Source organism: Pseudomonas sp. Pdm06, assembly GCF_014851795.1.
In the GTDB taxonomy this organism is placed as follows: domain Bacteria; phylum Pseudomonadota; class Gammaproteobacteria; order Pseudomonadales; family Pseudomonadaceae; genus Aquipseudomonas; species Aquipseudomonas fluorescens_AA.
This window is the reverse complement of sequence record NZ_JACVAH010000018.1, coordinates 1-19,234: the sequence shown is the minus strand read 5'-3', so window position 1 is coordinate 19,234 and position 19,234 is coordinate 1. Positions and strand designations below refer to the sequence as shown.

At 56.6% G+C, this 19,234-nt stretch carries 16 protein-coding genes and 1 pseudogene; 11 read left to right on the top strand and 6 right to left on the bottom strand.

Annotation, left to right across the window (positions count from 1 at the left end; translation table 11 throughout):
• Positions 1-5: 5 nt before the first annotated feature.
• From IB266_RS25065 to IB266_RS25050, 4 genes are read left to right on the top strand one after another with little or no spacing between them, the layout of a single operon-like run.
• On the top strand, positions 6-932 hold the full coding sequence (locus IB266_RS25065; protein WP_013692785.1) for a carbohydrate ABC transporter permease: 927 nt from the start codon (positions 6-8) through the stop codon (positions 930-932).
• Between the two features lie 10 nt (positions 933-942).
• Positions 943-1,776, top strand: a complete 834-nt coding sequence (locus IB266_RS25060) for a carbohydrate ABC transporter permease (protein ID WP_013692786.1) — start codon at positions 943-945, stop codon at positions 1,774-1,776.
• Positions 1,777-1,833: 57 nt separating this feature from the next.
• Entirely contained in the window at positions 1,834-2,931 is a 1,098-nt protein-coding gene (locus tag IB266_RS25055; RefSeq protein ID WP_060738036.1) for an ABC transporter ATP-binding protein, read from the top strand.
• Between the two features lie 57 nt (positions 2,932-2,988).
• The gene (locus tag IB266_RS25050) at positions 2,989-3,762 is read left to right on the top strand and encodes an L-iditol 2-dehydrogenase (RefSeq protein ID WP_013692788.1); all 774 of its coding nucleotides are present in this window, start codon (positions 2,989-2,991) and stop codon (positions 3,760-3,762) included.
• A gap of 187 nt (positions 3,763-3,949) precedes the next feature.
• On the opposite strand, the gene IB266_RS25045 is transcribed toward IB266_RS25050, so the two are convergent.
• The 4 genes from IB266_RS25045 to IB266_RS25030 are packed head-to-tail and all read right to left on the bottom strand — an operon-like array spanning position 3,950 to position 8,059.
• A complete protein-coding gene (locus IB266_RS25045; RefSeq protein WP_060743035.1) occupies positions 3,950-4,666 on the bottom strand; it encodes an NADPH-dependent F420 reductase in 717 nt (238 codons plus the stop codon).
• Positions 4,663-5,979 carry an NTP/NDP exchange transporter gene (locus IB266_RS25040; protein ID WP_060743034.1) on the bottom strand — a complete coding sequence of 439 codons (1,317 nt, stop codon included), beginning with the start codon at positions 5,977-5,979 and terminating at the stop codon, positions 4,663-4,665. Before IB266_RS25040 ends, IB266_RS25045 begins: the two co-directional genes overlap by 4 nt.
• 3 nt (positions 5,980-5,982) lie before the next feature.
• Positions 5,983-7,146: an MBL fold metallo-hydrolase gene (locus IB266_RS25035; protein WP_060743033.1), complete on the bottom strand. Its 1,164-nt coding sequence runs from the start codon at positions 7,144-7,146 to the stop codon at positions 5,983-5,985.
• A gap of 22 nt (positions 7,147-7,168) precedes the next feature.
• Positions 7,169-8,059 (bottom strand): SDR family NAD(P)-dependent oxidoreductase, encoded by an 891-nt coding sequence (locus IB266_RS25030; protein WP_086936618.1) that lies wholly within the window; start codon positions 8,057-8,059, stop codon positions 7,169-7,171.
• Between the two features lie 186 nt (positions 8,060-8,245).
• On the opposite strand from IB266_RS25030, the gene IB266_RS25025 reads away from it, so the two are divergent.
• The 7 genes from IB266_RS25025 to adeC all read left to right on the top strand — a co-directional run bounded on the left by IB266_RS25025 (position 8,246) and on the right by adeC (position 18,043).
• Positions 8,246-9,133 carry a LysR family transcriptional regulator gene (locus tag IB266_RS25025; RefSeq protein WP_060743032.1) on the top strand — a complete coding sequence of 296 codons (888 nt, stop codon included), beginning with the start codon at positions 8,246-8,248 and terminating at the stop codon, positions 9,131-9,133.
• 160 nt (positions 9,134-9,293) lie between these two features.
• Complete coding sequence (locus IB266_RS25020; RefSeq protein WP_060743031.1) at positions 9,294-9,647, top strand: cyclophilin-like fold protein; 354 nt, start codon at positions 9,294-9,296, stop codon at positions 9,645-9,647.
• A 100-nt stretch (positions 9,648-9,747) separates the two neighbouring features.
• Positions 9,748-10,653, top strand: coding sequence for a LysR family transcriptional regulator (locus tag IB266_RS25015; RefSeq protein WP_060743030.1), 906 nt, complete (start codon positions 9,748-9,750; stop codon positions 10,651-10,653).
• 51 nt (positions 10,654-10,704) lie between these two features.
• Positions 10,705-11,883, top strand: a complete 1,179-nt coding sequence (locus IB266_RS25010; protein WP_060743258.1) for an XdhC family protein — start codon at positions 10,705-10,707, stop codon at positions 11,881-11,883.
• 431 nt (positions 11,884-12,314) lie between these two features.
• Complete coding sequence (locus tag IB266_RS25005; protein WP_060743257.1) at positions 12,315-13,463, top strand: efflux RND transporter periplasmic adaptor subunit; 1,149 nt, start codon at positions 12,315-12,317, stop codon at positions 13,461-13,463.
• 3 nt (positions 13,464-13,466) lie between these two features.
• The gene (locus IB266_RS25000) at positions 13,467-16,622 is read left to right on the top strand and encodes an efflux RND transporter permease subunit (protein WP_060743029.1); all 3,156 of its coding nucleotides are present in this window, start codon (positions 13,467-13,469) and stop codon (positions 16,620-16,622) included.
• Positions 16,619-18,043 (top strand): AdeC/AdeK/OprM family multidrug efflux complex outer membrane factor, encoded by a 1,425-nt coding sequence (gene adeC, locus IB266_RS24995; RefSeq protein ID WP_060743028.1) that lies wholly within the window; start codon positions 16,619-16,621, stop codon positions 18,041-18,043. Before IB266_RS25000 ends, adeC begins: the two co-directional genes overlap by 4 nt.
• A gap of 119 nt (positions 18,044-18,162) precedes the next feature.
• Here the strand turns inward: adeC and IB266_RS24990 are convergent, their stop codons facing one another.
• A complete protein-coding gene (locus IB266_RS24990; protein WP_060743027.1) occupies positions 18,163-18,558 on the bottom strand; it encodes a hypothetical protein in 396 nt (131 codons plus the stop codon).
• A 410-nt stretch (positions 18,559-18,968) separates the two neighbouring features.
• Positions 18,969-19,234 (bottom strand): annotated as a pseudogene (locus tag IB266_RS24985) (pyrroloquinoline quinone biosynthesis protein PqqE); the annotation flags it as partial.

Sequence of the window (19,234 nt, the reverse complement as noted above, 5' to 3'; positions counted from 1 at the left end):
TAATCATGAACACGTCCATTATTCGAGCCCAGCTTGCGGCCTCGGCGCCATCACGCGCACGCCGTTTGATCAATCCAGGATGGTTTCTGGTGTCGCCATCGGTTGCACTTTTGTTGCTCTGGATGATCGTGCCGCTGGCCATGACCGTTTATTTTTCGGTGATCCGGTACAACCTGCTCAATCCAGGGGAAAACGAGTTCGTTGGCCTGGAGAACTTTGCCTATTTCGTGACAGATTCGGGTTTTCTTCCCGGAGCGCTTAACACGTTGATATTGGTGGGCAGCGTGCTGCTGATCAGCGTGATTTTTGGTGTCTTGATTGCAGCCTTGCTTGAGGCAAGCGAGTTCTTTGGACGCGGTATAGTCAGGGTGCTGCTCATTTCGCCGTTTTTTATCATGCCGACCGTGGGTTCGCTGATCTTCAAGAACCTGATCTTCCACCCTGTCTCCGGGATCCTCGCGGCGGTATGGAAGTTCTTCGGGGCACAGCCCGTCGATTGGCTAGCTCATTACCCACTCTTCTCGATCATCGTCATCGTTTCCTGGCAGTGGCTGCCTTTTGCGATCTTGTTGCTGATGACAGCCATGCAGTCGCTCGATCAAGAGCAGAAAGAGGCCGCTCGATTGGATGGGGCGGGTGCCCTGGCCATCTTCTGGCATTTGACCCTGCCACATTTGGCCAGGCCCATCGCGGTGGTGGTGATGATCGAGACGATTTTCCTGCTGTCGGTATTTGCAGAAATCTTCACCACGACAAATGGCGGACCTGGGTTCGCTTCGACCAACCTCGCCTATCTGATCTACAACCAGGCACTGGTGCAGTTCGATGTGGGCATGGCCTCGGCCGGTGGTCTGATTGCGGTGGTGATCGCCAACATCGCGGCGATTGTGCTGGTGCGCATGATTGGCAAGAACCTGACCGACAAAGCCTGAGGACAACGCCATGATGACGCTTAAACAATCCCGGTCTCTGCAAAGCGTACTGCTCGGCACCTTGGCCTGGGTCACCGCTTTGCTGTTGTTCTTTCCGATCTTTTGGATGGTGCTTACCAGTTTCAAGACCGAGATCGACGCCTTCGCTACGCCGCCACAGTTCATCTTCATGCCTACGCTGGAGAATTACTTGCACATCCAGGAGCGCAGTGACTACTTCCACTTTGCGTGGAACTCGGTGCTGATTTCCTTCTCCGCTACAGCGTTGTGCATGCTGATCGCGGTGCCGGCGGCCTACTCGATGGCGTTCTATGAGACCAAGCGCACTAAGCAGACGCTGCTTTGGATGCTATCGACCAAGATGCTTCCTCCAGTTGGGGTGCTCATGCCTATCTACCTTCTGGCGAAGGGGGCGGGGTTGCTGGACACCCGGATCGCGCTGATCGTGATCTACACCCTGATCAACCTGCCCATCGTGGTGTGGATGATTTACACGTACTTCAAAGATATTCCCCGGGAGATTCTGGAGGCGGCCAGGCTGGACGGCGCGACTCTGGGGCAGGAGATGCTGCGCGTGCTGCTGCCCATCAGCAAGGGTGGGCTGGCCTCGACCATGCTGCTCTCGATGATCCTGTGCTGGAACGAGGCCTTTTGGTCGCTCAACCTGACGAGCTCCAGCGCCGCACCTCTGACCGCGCTGATCGCTTCCTACTCGAGCCCTGAGGGTCTGTTCTGGGCGAAGCTTTCCGCGGTTTCCACATTGGCCTGCGCACCTATCTTGATCTTCGGCTGGATCAGTCAGAAGCAATTGGTTCGTGGGCTGTCCTTTGGCGCCGTCAAATGACGACGTCGAGCATTCAATGATTTCGCGAAGGCTCCAATTTCATACAGGACTTTACGCATGGCCACTTTGAAAATAGAAAATCTCAAGAAAGGTTTCGAGGGACTGTCCATCATCAAGGGCATCGATCTCGAGGTTAAGGACAAGGAATTTGTGGTGTTCGTAGGGCCGTCGGGGTGTGGAAAGTCGACCCTGTTGCGCCTGATTGCAGGTTTGGAAGACGTCACGAGCGGCACGATCGAGCTCGACGGCCGAGACATCACTGAGGTGACTCCTGCCAAACGAGACCTGGCCATGGTATTCCAAACCTATGCTCTGTATCCGCACATGACGGTACGCAAGAATTTGTCATTTGCCTTGGATCTGGCCGGTGAGAAGAAGCCGGATGTGGAAAGGAAGGTCGCCGAGGCCGCAAGGATTCTCGAACTTGGTTCTCTGCTCGACCGCAAGCCTAAGCAGTTGTCAGGTGGTCAGCGCCAACGAGTCGCTATTGGGCGTGCGATTGTCCGAAACCCGAAAATTTTCCTTTTCGATGAACCACTGTCGAACCTTGATGCTGCGCTGCGTGTACAGACGCGCTTGGAGCTGTCCCGACTGCATAAGGAGCTGCAGGCGACCATGATCTACGTGACCCATGACCAGGTCGAAGCCATGACGCTCGCCACCAAGGTCGTTGTGCTTAACGCTGGGCGGATCGAGCAGATTGGTTCGCCGCTCGAGCTCTACCATCACCCTGCTAACCTGTTCGTTGCCGGCTTCCTTGGGACACCAAAAATGGGATTCTTGCAGGCGACTGTGCATGCCGTGCATGCATCGGGGGTGGAGGTTAGATTCGCCTCTGGAACCACTTTGCTCATTCCACGCGACAGCAGTGCGTTGTCGGTTGGGCAATCCGTGACGATCGGGATACGGCCGGAGCATTTGACCCTGGGCGCTGAAGGCCAAGTGCTGGTCACGACGGATGTCACCGAGCGCCTGGGCAGCGATACCTTCTGCCACGTGAATGTCGATTCAGGAGAAAGCCTGACGGTACGTGTCCAGGGGGATTGCGAAGTGCCGTACGCCGCCCGGCGTTATCTCACCCTCGATGTCGCTCATTGCCATCTATTTGATGAGAGCGGTCTTTCAGTAAGCCCTGCGGCATCACGCGCGGCCTGACTTCCATCAGGCGCGCTCTTTCGATGAAGCGCGCCACGAACCACAAAGGTAGATTCAATGAAACGTCTCGAAGGTAAAAGCGCTTTGATCACGGGTTCCGCACGCGGTATTGGCCGCTCGTTTGCCCAGGCCTATATCGGTGAAGGCGCTACGGTCGCTATAGCCGACATCAATTTGGAAAGAGCTCAAGCGACGGCCTCCGAGCTAGGGCCGCAAGCTTACGCGGTGGAGATGGACGTTACCCGCCAGGCGTCCATTGATGCAGCAATCGCTGAGGTCGTTGCCCACGCAGGAAAGCTGGACATCCTTGTGAACAATGCGGCGTTGTTCGATCTTGCACCGATCACCGAGATCACTCGGGAAAGCTACGACAAGCTTTTTGCAATCAACGTCAGCGGGACGCTGTTCACGCTTCAGGCAGCGGCGAAGCAGATGATCAGTCAGGGGCATGGCGGGAAGATCATCAACATGGCTAGCCAGGCGGGTCGCCGCGGTGAGGCGCTGGTAGGCGTCTACTGCGCCACCAAGGCGGCGGTCATCAGCCTTACGCAGTCTGCTGGCCTCAACCTCATCAAGCACAAAATCAATGTCAATGCGATCGCCCCGGGGGTTGTCGATGGCGAACACTGGGACGGTGTCGACGCGCTCTTCGCCAAACACGAGAACCGACCTCTAGGTGAGAAGAAGCGGCTCGTCGGCCTTGAAGTTCCGTATGGGAGAATGGGGACGGCAGAGGATCTGGTAGGAATGGCTATTTTCCTGGCGGGCTCGGAGAGCGATTACATCGTCGCACAAACGTACAACGTTGATGGCGGGAACTGGATGAGCTGAGTGCAGAAGGGTGTTCGGGTGACAGGAGAGCGGCATATTTCCGATCACCCGGCGGTTCAATTCAGCTTCCTCGCGATCATACTGCCCGACTCATGAGAGCCCGGCAGTGTGATCCACCGGCCGATTGTTGAGGTGGGTGCTAGCAGCAAGGTTTCTTGCTTATCTGCGCGGCCACCCGTGCTCTGCGCTACAGGCCGAGGAGGCGGCGCAGTTCCGGTGCGGTCAGATGGGCGCGAAAGCCCGGCCTGCCGGGCTGGAACGAGGTGGAGGCAGCCAGGTTGCCCACGACGACTGGATCGCAACCGACATCGCGTACCAGGTCGGCGGCGACCCGCATGGCCTCGGCGTCATCTCCTGCGATGGGCATGCCAATGCGCCCGCCCGGTCGTGAGGCAGACGTTGCCACTACGGTGGCATCGACGGCACTGAATGCGCGCACCAGTCGCGCGCCGGTCATGTACTTCGCGACGGTTTGAGCAACACCCAGGTTATGCGCTTCGCGGTATACATCGCTGCTGCTTGTGCCCCAAGGATTGGTGGAGTCCAGAACGATCTTGCCGCGGTAGGCACTGTGCAGGTCTCGCCCGACCTGGGGCAGCGCCTCAAACGGAATAGCCAACAGAAGCACGGTGCCGAACTCCGCTGCCGCCATCGGCAGGCCGGCCGAAGCGCGTGGCCCTAACTCCTCAACCATGTCTTGCAATTGCTCTGGATGGCGGGAAGAGAACATGACCTCATGTCCAGCCTCGACCCACAGCCGACCTACCGTGCCGCCCAGCGAGCCGCTACCGATCACGCCGATGCGTGTTGGCGCGACTGCAAAGGCGCGACTCGCGGGGATGAGCCAAGGCAGAGCGGCCAATACGCCAAGGGATTTCACTATGGAGCGGCGGGTAGACTTCATGTCCTGTCCTCAATCAATGATGGTGAGACCGTAGCATCTCGCTGTTCCTGCTTCAGGTGGGTTCGTCCCAACCAGACACTCAAGCCCAGCCAGATAGCTGAGAGGGGGACCGAGATCATGGGAATCTGCGCCAGGGTCAGGCCAAGGCCCATCAGGCTTGCGTATCCCCAACTGGCGATTTGGTCACCGCCACGATAAACGACCGTGTCGATGAAGTTCTTGGCTTTGTAGCGATCTTCACGTGTGCTGGAGGTAAACAGGATTTCCCTGGCGGGTCTGGCCAGTGCGAAGTTCGCTACCCGGCGGGCGACCTGCGCGGCCACGATGACCGCGACGCTAGGGCTGGCGGCCAAGGCAGCGAAGCCGAACAGGCTGACCAGCGGCAGGACACACAGCGTTGCCACGATGCCCACGGTGGCGATCATCCTGCCGGTGATGAACAGCTGGAATACCAGTGTGATCGCATTGACGATCAGGTCGATATTGGCAAAGAACGCCGTGCGGGTCGCACGATCAGGGAGCGAGGACTCGGCGATGCTGGCCTGCTGAAAATACAAGAAAGTCGACGTGACCGAGTACAGCAGAATGAATAGTGCCAACCCGACCAAGTAGGGCGAACGCAGCGTGTGGACCATGCCGGTAAAGATGCCGCCACCCAAGGGCTGGTCCGGGTTTTCCTTGTGCGTGGTGTGGCTGAACATCGGAGCAAGGCGAGATAAACGGCGTGATGCAAGCACCGCCACTTCCAGAAACAGGATGGCAATCACCATCAGCCAGGAGCGGTCCAACTGTTGGATCAGGCTGGAAGTGATAGCCGAGCCCAAGAGGCCGCCAATCGTTGCTCCTGCCGCGAGTAGCCCGAACAGCCGTTTGCCCTGCTCGCTGTCGAAGATATCCACCATGAACGACCAGAACACCGAGACGACGAACAGGTTAAACACCGAGACCCAGATGAAAAAGGCACGTCCCAGCCAGATCTGCCACTGTGGATCGGCGAGATGCAGCAGCAGTGCAAACAACATCAGGTTGGCAGCGAAGAAGCGATAGGACACGACGATGAACTGCTTGCGTGGCAGTTTGCGCACGGCCAGCGCGAACAACGGGCTGGCTACCAGCATCGCCAACAACGTACCAGTGAATAGCCAGGGCAAGTTCTGGACTCCGCCCGCCACACCGAGCTCGTCGCGAATAGGTCGCAACAAGTAATACGCCAGAAACAGCGCGATGACGTAGAGCATCGACCACAGGACTGCGGGAGCTTCTTCGGGGCGCACCTTGGCCTGGCGCTGCAACAGCGATAAGGGAGACTGCACGACTTACTCCTCCCTGGCTCCAGCCGCGAGCTGAGGCGGAGTCTTCACCACGTCGTCTTCCCACCATGCCGTGAACGACTGCGCACGGCCGTCAAGGTAGACCGTTCGGCCGATTTCGGGCGTCCACAGCGCGAAGGTTTGCCCCTGACTGGCGACTTGCATGCGCTTGAACGGATCATCCCAATCGTGAGGGGCGATGGAGAAGCGGCCCACATGCGTCTGCATCAGCACTCGGGCGTGCAGGTCCTTGGCTGCCTGCGCGGCCTGTTCCGGATTCATGTGGACATTCGCCCAGCGCGGATCGTACTGACCGGCATCAATGGCGACATAGTCGAACGGCCCCATTCGCTGGCCGATCTCGGCAAAGTGCGGGCCATAACCCGAGTCGCCACTGAAGAACAACCGCTGCTCAGGAGACACAAGTGCAAAGCCGACCCACAGCGACTGATCGCGGGTAAAGGTGCGTCCAGAGTAGTGTCGAGCTGTGGTGACGTGGACTCTGACGTTCGGTGTCAGCGCGATGACTTCGTTCCAGTCGGCTTCGCGTACGACTCCCATGTCGTAGCCCCAGCGCTCAAAATGCGCGCCTACACCCAACCCCACGATAACCTTTCTGACTTTGGGCTGAAGCGCCAGAACGGTTGGATAGTCCAAGTGATCGTAATGATCGTGGCTGATCAACAAAGCGTCGATCTCGGGTATGTCATCGGCCGTGTAGAGGCTGGTGCCCTCGAATGCCTTGTTCACTCCGGGGATCGGCGCGGCGTAAGTGCTGAACACCGGATCGATCAGGATGCGTTGTCCGCCCAGTTGCACGAAGTAGGAGGAATGGCCCAGCCAAACGACTATATCCTGTGTAGGGTCGAGTGCTTTGAGGTCGGTCTTGACGGCGGGAATCGGGCTTGGCGGTCGAGGCTGCCCCTCTTGCCCGAAAAGGGTCTGCATCCACATCGATATCTCGGATTGGTCCGTGGTCTTCATGGGCGTGTCGATCTGGTTGCGGAACACTCCGTCGGCATGATTGGGCGAATGTTCGATGCGCGTCAGCCGCTCGCCGCTGGGCAGGTCGCCGAAGACCGGCTGCTGTAAATAGGCGAAGGCGCCAACGATGCCTAGCAGAGCGATACCGACAACGGCCATGAGAAGACGACCCCAGAATAATTTCATGCAGTAGTTACCGTGGAGGTGGTCACGACAGGTTCGTGCCGCTGGCGCGCGTGAGTTCAGCCAGCAGCAAGTCTTGGAATCGGGAGTCTTGGACCGCGGAATGCGGCTGTTCGCGTCGCTGATGGTGCCAATAGCCGCCGCTGGTGAGTGCCTCAGGGTCATTGCTGGTGGCAAGCCATTCCTGGGTCAGGTGTCCCAGGCGCAGGTCGTCAGGTGCGTTGGGACCTCCCATCTTCGTTGGGACCCAGCCCGGATCGACCGCATTACTGAGGACATCGGGGTACAACCGCGCAACGGCTGCTGCGAGTGCGGTTACAAAGAGTTTGCTGTCCGAATAGCTGCCTGTGGGGGTGCTGCCCGACCAGTCCAATCCCGTCAGGCTGGCTCGTCCCCCCCTATGCATGCTGCTGCTCAGGTAGATCAGACGCTTGGGGCGCTGAATCAGGGCCGTCAGCATATAGGGGGCGACGACGTTGACGACTAGCAGTTGCGCCCCGCTAAGGATGCCTGCGTTGTGAACAATGGCATCCATCGCGCCGATGGCATTGACCTGACGGGCAAGATCGCGAACCTGTTCAAGATCGCCCAAGTCCCCGACTGTCGCGATGGCGCCCTGGTCCACGAGTTCTTGCACGGCAGACAACCGAGCAGGTGAGCGCACATGCACGACAACATCGTGGCCTTGGGCAAGCAGAGTCTTGGCGGTGGCATGGCCCAGTCCATCTGCCGAGCCGGTAATGAATACGCGGGCTTTGCCGCCTGTATTGTTGTCCCGTTGTGCGCTGGACGCGGGAGCTTTCCTTCGGGAATTGGCTGGGGTCTCTGCCCAGGATGCCGCTGCTTCCAGAAGGGAGCCTGCGACCAACGCCGAACCCAGTCCGGCGCCTCTGATGAGAAAGTCTCTACGATCCATGGGCGTCCCCTCGGGCTACTTCGCGCCTTTCGTCCCGAGCGCCATGGCGATTGCTCGCGTTGAATATAACGAAGTGTTGGTTAACGAGGTTGTTAATGTAACCGTCCCGCTTCGGCGCCACTAGCTAATCAGTCCTTAAAGGGGCTATAAGGCCTGCTAATTAATGATTCATGAGAGACTTGGACGATGGTCAGACGTAACCTCAATGATCTCTTATCGTTCGTAACGATCGCCCGTGAAGGCAGCTTCACTCGGGCTGCTTCCGTACTAGGGGTGACTCAATCTGCCCTCAGCCAGGCAATGAGTGGGTTAGAGGCCAGGCTGGAGATTCGCTTGCTTACACGAACCACGCGTAGCGTATCACCTACGGTAGCTGGCGAGCGTTTACTAAAAGCCATTGGTCATCGCTTTGACGAAATCGAGGCAGAACTCGACGAGCTGACTGAGATGCGTGATAAGCCTGCCGGCACCGTGCGTATTACCTGTGGTGAGCACATTCTTCGGGCACATTTGCTTCCCAAGCTCACGCCGCTTTTGCTCGATTATCCGGATATCAAGATAGAGTTCGATATCAATTATGGTTTTCGAGACATCGTCGCCGACCGTTTCGATGCAGGCGTTCGTTTGGGCGATACCATCGACAAGGATATGGTTGCGGTACCCATCGGTCCTCAACTGCGCATGGCCGCTGCGGCCTCCCCGAAGTATTTCGAAAGGCATCCAACGCCCAAAAAACCACGTGACCTGCTAAAGCACAGTTGTATCAATCAGCGTATGCAAACAGCAGGGGGGTTGTACGTTTGGGAGTTTGAACGTCGCGGTCAACCGTTGAATGTACGGGTGGATGGCCAACTCGTTTTCAACACCTCTCCCAGCATGGTGGATGCGGCTTTGGCTGGCTTAGGCATCGCCTATCTTCCTGAAGAAGAATTCGCACCGCATCTGGAAAATGGCCGCCTGGTTCGTGTGTTGGAGGATTGGTGTGCTCCATTCCCGGGTTACCATTTGTATTACCCAAGTCGCAGGCAGCCATCGCGGGCTTTCACGCTCGTCATGAATGCACTGCGTGTGTAAGGAAGATTGATAAATCTCATTCATGACTTCAATCGCTGTAAGGTATTTCAGTTTTTCTGTCAGCTGATACCTTCTGGCAGGAAAGCAATTTGGCTGTCAGATCAATTCGGGTCGGGGGTAGGGCGTGCCCCGCAGCCCATCGGAGCAAAGTGGAGCAACTATGAAAATACGCATCGATGTTTCAGGCGGCCCGGTTACGGCAACGCTCGACAACAACGATTCCTCCATAGATTTCGTTAAGCAGCTGCCGATGAAACTGACACTGGACGACTACGCCTCGACCGAGAAGATCAGCGTCCTGCCCGAGCCATTATCGACACAGGGCGCGCCAGCTGGCTTCACGCCTTCGGCGGGTGACATTGCCTTCTATGTGCCATGGGGAAATCTCGCCATTTTTTATAAAGGCTTCAAGTATTCGAGCGGCCTTATCAAACTCGGCAGAGTTGATTCCGGTCTGGACATACTCGCGCGCCCAGGCCCCCTCGAAGTGAAGATCACATTGGTCGATGAGTGATCCCCCAAAGCGATCAGAACCATGCCGGTAAAACTGTCTGTGGCGTAGGGGGCGGTGAGGTCTTTTCGTTCATACGTTTCACACCAATGGCAGAGAACCAATGCAGCTGACTCGTGCCAACTTTGGCGATTTTATCTACTTTTTAGCCGTCGCCCGCCATTCCAGCTTCAGTCGTGCGGGTGTTGAGGTGGGGATAAGTGCGTCTGCGCTGAGCCACGCTATCAAGGGGCTGGAGGCGAGATTGGGGGTTCGTTTGCTCAATCGCACGACCCGCAGCGTCACCCTGACGGCAGCCGGTGAAGAACTGCTGGCACTGATAAGCGAACCTGTCGACAAAATCGACCAGGCCATTGAGCTGTTGAATAAGTTCCGTGATGAGCCCACGGGTCGTATACGGCTGAATGTTTTCAGCGACGCGGCGCTTCTTTTGTTGGCACCCGTTTTATCGACATTTGCCCATCGTTATCCCGATATCGAAGTGGAAGTCTCAACCACCAACAGTATGGTCGACATTGTTGAAGGAGGCTTCGACGCTGGGATCAGGTATGGCGCTACCGTACCTGAAGGCATGATTGCCCAAAGCCTCTCCCCCCCTGTTCGATGGGTCGTGGTAGGAACCCCCGATTACCTCGACCGATGTGGCATGCCTCTGCACCCAGAGGATTTGAAACAGCACAGTTGTTTAAGGTTTCGGCTAGGCAACGGTCGGATGTACAACTGGGAGTTTGAGAAAGAGGGTGAAAAATTAGAGATCCCAGTGTCCGGTAATGTCGTGTTGGATGAGACGCGGATGATGCTCGCCATGGTCACCCAGGGCGCTGGGCTGACTTATTGTGCCGAACCCATTGTCGCGCCGCTTGTAGCGGAAGGAACTTTACAAGTGGTTTTGGAGGATTGGGTCAGTGTTGGTCCAGGCTTCCATATCTATTACTCAAGCTACCGGCAGGTGCCGATCACGCTGCGTTTGCTGATCGACTTGATCAGAGAGTTGCACCCGCTTGGATAGTTGGCGATCGACCGCGACTTTGCCGGATTCGCTTTGGGAGAGAGATCTGATATGTCCAGTTTGAACGCATTGCTCGATGCCATCCACGTCGAACAGAACGAGGGTCGAGAGTCTGTACTCGCCACCGTTGTGAAAGTCGAGGGTTCGGCGTATCGCCGTCCGGGGGCGCGCATGCTCGTTTCACAATATGGACGTCCGGAGGGCACTATCAGTGGTGGCTGTCTGGAGGCTGATGTGGTGCGAAAGGCCTGGTGGCTAAGTGAGTCGGGCCCGGTGATTCGTAGCTACAGCACGGCCGAGGCCACAGACGAAGAGGGCGGTGAAGAGTCCCTTGGTTTCGGGCTGGGCTGCAACGGCAAGGTATATGTGTTGTTTGAGCGAATACCAGCTACAAAGCAATGCGCTGTGCTTGATGCTTTACGCAAAGTAAGAAGCAACCAGAGACCCGTAGCAATCGCAACGGTAATAGCGGGCTCACGCAATAGCCGTGCAGATGTTGGAGACCGTGTGTTCCTGGAATCTGGCGCGGCGCCCTTCGGGGGACTCTACCATCCTGCACTGAACGAGCGAATTACCGCTGATCTGCGTCTCACATTGGACCAGCAAAAATCTACGCGGCAACGCTATACCGAAGGCTACGCAGAGGTAGAGGTTTTTCTAGAATACGTCGCGCCACCACCGCGTCTGATGATCTTTGGGGCGGGCCATGATGCGCAGCCGTTGGTACGGATCGCAAAAATCTTGGGGTGGCATGTCACCGTTGTTGATAGTCGCCCACATTTCGCCCGTCCGGAACGTTTTCCCGAAGCGGATCGGGTGTTGAGCGCCGATATAGGCGGGCCTTTCGAATTTCGAAAATTTGTGGAGGGGGCGTGTGTGGCGGTAATGTCCCATAGCCTGAGCCAGGATGCGCATTGGTTGAAAGGCGCGTTACAAGGTAATCCCCGTTACGTCGGTCAGCTCGGGCCGCGTGATCGAACCGAGCGTCTGCTTGATGAAATAACGCGACAGACAAACAGCCTGCCTGCGCTGGACCGATTGCACTATCCAATGGGTTTGGATTTGGGTGGAGACACCCCGGAAAGTGTGGCGATGGCGGTGCTTGGGGAGATGCAGGCCGTCCTGAATGGGCGAGCGGGTGGAAGTCTGAAGTTGCGGACGTCAACGATCCACGAAACTTGTCAGCTTGAGCCCAGATGTTCCCGTGAATTATCCATGGCAGAGTCGTAGAAGGCTTGAGTTGGAAGCTCCGGCAGGATATGAGCCTCGCCGATGCGCTGCACGCATTCGAGGCCAAAACTGATAAAAACTCACTAATCGAAATGCTGTCCTCCGTTAATCGCTGGATATAGAGCGTTGTGAGTAATCTGCAAAATTCTGAAAACATTTTATTGCTGAATATCACTCATTGGTGATTTCAGTAAAGTCGGGCTAATCCTCAGGCCCCTCCATTGTTAGCATGCTCACATAACAATCCAATGCGCAGCGCATTGGCTCATCGGGTTTATTAACCCGGTCAATAAGCTTGATCTTCGCACCGCGCCTCTTGCGCGTACTTGCCGAACTCTGTCTCCCCATTGCCGTCAGCAGCTGTTTCAGCCTGTGCTGCGGCAGTTTGCAAACTCATGCGCGCATTTTTCAGCGCGATGTTCGAGGACTTTATGCCATTCAAGCCTATCTTTCCTGCTTTGGTGACCGCCATTGCTTTTGCCACGATGCTCAGTGGATGCAACAAGGAGCAGGCTGCTGCTACCCCGGCGCAAGCCCCTCAAGTCAGTGTGGTGACCCTGAAACCTCAGGCGGTGACCTTGTTCAACGACCTGCCCGGGCGTACCAGTGCCTACCGCCTTGCTGAGGTTCGGCCGCAGGTGGATGGCATCGTCCTGAAACGCTTGTTCAAGGAAGGCGCAGATATCAAGGCTGGTCAGCAGCTTTATCAGATCGATCCATCAACTTACGAGGTGACGCTCGCCAGTGCGCAGGCCAGTTTGGAGCAATCTCGCTCGCTGACCACCCGGTATCGGCAACTGATCGATGAGCAGGCGGTGAGCAAGCAGGAGTATGACACCGCTCGATCTCAGCAGATGCAGGCAGAGGCACAAGTCAAGGGCGCCCAGATCAATCTGAGATATACCAAAATGTTCGCGCCCATCAGCGGGCGAATTGGACGTTCGGCTGTGACCGAGGGTGCGCTAGTTTCTAATGGCCAAGCAGCCCCCCTTGCGATTATCCAGCAACTCGACCCCATTTATGTCGATGTCACTCAGCCTTATGGCGAGGTGCTCAAACTGCGTCGGGCTCTTGAAAGCGGGCAGTTGCAGAAAACTGCTGACAGGGCTGCGAAAGTCAGCCTGACACTTCAGGACGGTAGCCAGTATCCGCTGCAGGGTTCGCTGGAGTTTTCAGAAGTCTCCGTCGACGAAGCAACCGGCTCGGTCACCCTGCGCGCCGTGTTCCCCAACCCCGATCACTTGCTGCTGCCCGGGATTTTTGTGCATGCGCGGTTGCAGGAGGGGGTCGCCGAGCAGGCCATTCTTGCTCCACAGATTGGTGTGACCCGGGATCTCAAGGGCACCCCGACCGCCATGGTCGTTACCGCCGATAACAAAGTCGAGCAACGCCAGCTCAAGGTTGGCCGCACCGTCGGTGCGAATGTGCTGGTGGAAAGCGGCTTGAGCGCCGGAGACAAAATCATCGTCGAAGGGCTTCAGTTCATTAAGCCGGGGATCACCGTGGTCGCTCAGGAAGCGATGACAGATGAGGCGAACAGAGCCCCTGTAGCGCTAAACACCAGCGCTAAGGCGGAGTAGACCATGTCGAAGTATTTTATTGATAGACCGATCTTCGCGTGGGTGCTTGCACTGATCATCATGCTCGTTGGGGCATTGTCGATCCTCAATTTGCCGATCAATCAATACCCTGACATCGCACCGCCCGCTGTCGCGATTCAGGTTTCTTACCCCGGTGCTTCCGCGCAGACAGTGCAAGATACGGTCGTGCAAGTGATCGAGCAGCAGATGAACGGCATCGACAATCTGCGCTACATCTCTTCGGAGAGTAATGCCGATGGCAGCATGCGAATCATCGTGACCTTCAACCAGGGTACCAACCCGGATATTGCCCAGGTTCAGGTACAGAACAAGCTGAACCTGGCCACGCCGCTGTTGCCGCGGGAAGTGCAGCAGCAAGGGCTGCGCGTCACAAAATTCCAACAGAATTTCATGATGTTCATCGGTCTGGTTTCCACCGATGGAAAACATACCAAGGAGGACCTATCCAACTACATCGTCTCAAATATCCAGGACCCGATTTCGAGGACTTCAGGTGTTGGTGACTTTCAGATTTGGGGCACGCAATACGCCATGCGAGTCTGGCTGGACCCGGCCAAACTGAACCAGTTCCAGTTGACGCCAGTCGACGTGACCGAGGCGATTGAGGCGCAGAACGTACAGGTAGCTTCGGGCACGATCGGTGGTCTTCCTGCGCGCAAAGGTACGGTGTTTACCGCAACTATCATCGGCAAGACGCGACTGCAGACCTCCGAGCAATTTGGTGACATTTTGCTTAAGGTCAATAGCGACGGCTCCCAGGTGCGCCTGAGTGATGTGGCTGATATCAGTTTGGGCGGTGAAAACTACAGCATCAACGCCCAAGCCAATGGCAAGCCTGCCTCGGGTATCGCCATCCGCTTGGCCACAGGCGCCAACGCCCTTGATACCGCCAGGGCGATTCGCGCCACGGTCGACCGACTGAAACCATTCTTCCCGGCCGGGATTGAAGCGGTGTACCCGTATGACACGACGCCGGTGGTCACCGAATCCATCAGCGGAGTGATGCATACACTGGGCGAGGCGGTAGTTCTGGTCTTTCTGGTCATGCTGCTGTTTTTGCAAAATCTGCGCGCCACCATCATTACGACTTTGACAGTGCCCGTTGTGTTGTTGGGTACGTTCGGCGTCCTTGCCGCGGCCGGCTTCTCTATCAATACCTTGACCATGTTCGGCATGATCCTGGCGATTGGATTACTCGTCGACGATGCGATTGTGGTGGTTGAAAACGTCGAACGGGTGATGGCGGAGGAGCACCTGTCACCCAGGGAGGCCACGCGCAAATCGATGGGGCAGATCCAGGGAGCGCTGGTGGGTATTGCCTTGGTGCTTTCGGCGGTGCTGTTGCCCATGGCTTTCTTTGGTGGCTCCACTGGCGTGATCTACCGGCAGTTCTCGATCACTATCGTATCGGCCATGGCGCTTTCGGTATTTGTTGCTTTGGTATTCACCCCGGCGCTTTGCGCCACGCTGCTCAAGCCCATCGATCCGACAAAGCACGGTCAGCCCAAGCGCGGTTTTTTTGGATGGTTCAACAGACGGTTCGATGCCTGCGTCAACGGATATGAGCAGGGCGTAGGCCAGATCATTCGGCATAGGGTGCCGGGCTTTATGGTTTACCTGGTAATCGTCGCCGGCACGATCTGGATGTTCGCCCGGATACCGACCTCGTTCCTGCCCGATGAAGACCAGGGTTTGATTTTTACGCAGGTGCAGACGCCGGCCAACAGCTCGGCTGAGACCACGCAAAAAGTGCTTGATCGCATGAGTCAGTACTTGCTGGACAAAGAGCACGGAGAAGGTAAAGCCGTTGCGACGGTGTTCACCGTTAACGGCTTCAACTTTGCCGGCCGCGGGCAGAATTCAGGGATTGCGTTCGTCAACCTGAAGCCATGGGATGAACGAGACAGTGACAATACTGTGTTCAAAATTGCCCAGCGTGCCCAGCAAGAGTTCCTGAAGTACCGCGACGCCCTGGTATATGCGGTGGTTCCGCCTTCGGTACTGGAGTTGGGTAACGCCACCGGCTTCGATTTCTACCTGCAGGACCAGGATAGCGTGGGCCATCAAAAACTCATGGAAGCGCGCGGCAAGTTTCTTGAGCTGGCTGCCCAGAGCCCGGTCCTCGCCGGTGTTCGCCCAAACGGCTTGGCCGACGAGCCACAGTACCACCTGACCATCGACGACGAGCGCGCGCGGGCGATGGGTATTTCTCTGGCCGATATCAACACCACGCTGTCAGTGGCATACGGCAGTAGTTATGTGAACGATTTCGTTGATCGCGGCCGAGTTAAGCGGGTGTACGTACAGGGCCAGCCTGACTCGCGCAGCACCGCAGAGGATCTGAGTAAATGGTTCGTGCGTAACAACCAGGGTCAGATGGTCCCGTTCTCGGCATTTGCGAGTGCCGAGTGGATCTTCGGCTCACCAAAACTGTCGCGCTACAACGGCGTTCCTGCCGAGCAAATTCTCGGGACTCCCGCCCCGGGTTACAGCTCTGGCCAGGCGATGGCGGAGGTCGAGCGAATTGCAGAACAACTGCCGCCCGGCGTAGGCATCTCTTTTACCGGGTTGTCCTATGAAGAGCGTCTTTCAGGGTCACAAGCGCCTGCTCTGTATGCGCTGTCGATTCTCGTCGTGTTTCTATGTCTGGCGGCACTCTATGAAAGCTGGTCGATCCCGATTGCGGTCATCTTGGTCGTGCCTCTTGGGGTAATCGGCGCGCTAATGGCCACGGCATTGCGGGGACTGTCCAACGACGTGTTCTTCCAAGTGGGTCTGTTGGTGACTGTGGGGTTGGCGGCGAAGAATGCGATCCTGATCGTCGAGTTTGCCAAGGAATTGAATGAAAAAGGTACACCGTTGCTGGAAGCGACGGTCGAGGCTTGTCGTATGCGTCTGCGTCCGATCGTGATGACGTCCTTGGCATTCATTCTCGGCGTGCTGCCTCTGACCATTTCCAGCGGAGCCGGCTCTGGCAGTCAGCACGCCATCGGCACGGGGGTGATCGGCGGCATGATAACGGCCACCGTTCTGGCGATTTTTTGGGTTCCCCTGTTCTTCGTTTCCGTTTCAACCTTGTTTAAAGGCAGCCGCAAGAAGCAGGACGAAACTGCTATGCGTGAGGAGGCAGGCCAATGACTCGCTCTTTAATCGGTCTCGCGATCAGCGCCGCTGTTCTGAGTGGTTGCTCACTGATCCCTGAGTATCAGCGACCGCAGGCTCCAGTTGCGGCGCAATATCCGCAGGGTCCTGCCTATCAGGCAACCAACGCTGCCGACCAGGCCGCTGTGGAGCAGGGGTGGCGCGAGTTTTTCCACGATCCGGCATTGCAGCGATTGATCCAGACTGCCTTGATCAATAACCGCGACCTGAAGGTCGCGGCACTGAACGTTGAGGCGTACCGGGCGCAATACCGAATCCAGAGAGCTGACCTGTTTCCGGCGATTGGCGCCAACGCCAGCGGAACACGACAGCGACTGCCGAGTGCTCAGACGCAGTCCGGTCAGGCCAGTATTTCCAGCCAATATGACGTCAACCTGGGAATCAGTTCGTACGAGTTGGATCTGTTTGGTCGCATCGCCAGTCTCAGCCAGCAGGCATTGGAAACGTATCTGTCTACCGCCCAGGCCCGACGCTCGACCCAGATCAGCATCGTTTCGAGCGTGGCCAATGCCTACCTCACCTGGCAAGCTGACCGTGAATTGCTCAAGCTCACCGAGAATACATTGGGCGCCTATGAAGAGAGCTTGCGTCTGACCGCTCGGAGCAATCAGGTGGGTGTGGCTTCTGCGCTTGATCTCGCACAGGCGCGTACCTCGGTGCAAGGTGCGCGGGCGAGCTTGGCAAACTACCAGCGCCGGGTAGCCGAAGACGAGAATGCTTTGGTGCTTCTTCTCGGTACAGGACTGCCCGCCGATTTGCCAGAGCCACAGTCCTTGGATGGCGACTTGCTCGCCAACGTACCGGCCGGACTGCCTAGTGATTTACTCGTCCGCCGTCCTGACATCCTAGCTGCCGAGCATTCGCTCCTGGCGGCTAACGCAAATATCGGTGCGGCGCGAGCGGCGTTTTTTCCTAGCATCAGCCTTACGGCAAATGCTGGCACCTCGAGCGCGAATCTGGATGGGCTGTTCAAAAGTGGCTCAGGCAGTTGGGCGTTTTCCCCTACCATCAGCTTGCCGATTTTCAATGCTGGCGCGTTACGCGCTAGTCTGGATTACTCAAAGATCCAGAAAGACATTGGTGTGGCCAACTACGAGAAAGCTATCCAGACTGCTTTCCAGGAGGTCTCCGACGGGTTGACTGCACGTAAAACTTACGTCGACCAGTTGCAGGCACAGAAGGATCTCGTTAACGCCAGCCAAGATTATTATCAGCTTGCCGAGCGTCGCTATCGAATCGGCGTGGACAGCCACCTGACTTTCCTGGACGCGCAGCGCTCGCTGTTTAGCAGCCAACAAGGGCTGATCAACGATCGTCTTGCGCAGTTGCAGGCTGAAGTGAGCTTGTATCGTGCACTGGGTGGGGGATGGAACGAGCGGGGCACGCATAAACTCTGAGGGCGACTAAGCAAAAACGCCCGGCGATAGGCCGGGCGTTATTGTTTTAGCGTGGAGTGAAACTGTCATGATTACTGTGTACTTAGGTGGTACCTCGCTGTCACCTGCTCTGCGGGAAATTACAAGCAGGGCATTTTGTCAGTTTGAGCCAAGGTATTACCTTTGCTGTCAATAAGTTCAATTTTTACCTCTTTTCCCGCACTACTTTCCATCAAGGTGTAACGTTCATTCGGTAAGAAATTGTCATAGGACAGGGTGGCAACACAGCGGTGTTGGCTTTCCTGGTAGCCCTTGGTAACTACCCCAACTTCCATCGTATGCGCCCCTGGCGATACTTTGAAATAAGTCAGGTTCTCTGCACGTTGCGTATCCAGGCGTCTGGCCAGCATTTCATCACCGATCTGCTCGTGAAGATTGACAATGGATTCGCCATCCTTAAGCGTCGGAAGTTCAGTCGCGCAGCCAGCCAGGCCGGTGATTAAAATGATAGAAGCTGTAAGTTTGGCAAGGTTCATAAGTGTCCTGAGTTCTTTGGGGGTCGAGAATAGCTATAAGCTTGTTCTGAACCGTTAAATAGGGAAGGTTTTAAGCAAGCTGTTCCCGCCTAATAACGCATTGGTTTGGGAACGTGCGCCCGTTGCTTCTGTGGATGACGCGAGATGATCGAGGGCGGCAAGGGTTAAGATGCCTACTCGATATCCGGAATGAATTTGTTGTCGGTATGGGGATATTCTACAGGCTGATTTTTAATTGATTAGCCTGTGAGCTATTGATGCAGTGCTGAGCTTTACTCACTAATGATGAGCCATCCACGACGCCGGGCGCCTGAATCCCTCAGGTGTTGCAGGTGATATTTGCTGCGCGTTGGACGTTACCGTCATCGAATCTATCGTCGACCAATCAGTTGTTTCTGTCGCTGAGACGATCAGCCTTTAACGATGAGGCGCGAGTTTCGTTCATTGCGGAAGGCCAGTTCTTCAATGGTTTGCGTGGCGTACTCTGCGTCTTCGCGAGCCTGCAGGATTATCCCGTGATGTGCGGATTTACTACACACCGGATCAGCATTGCTGGCGTCCCCCGTGAGCATGAACGCCTGGCAGCGACAGCCACCGAAGTCCTTTTCTTTTTCATCGCAGGAGCGGCACGGTTCGGGCATCCAGTCATAACCGCGGAAACGGTTGAAACCGAACG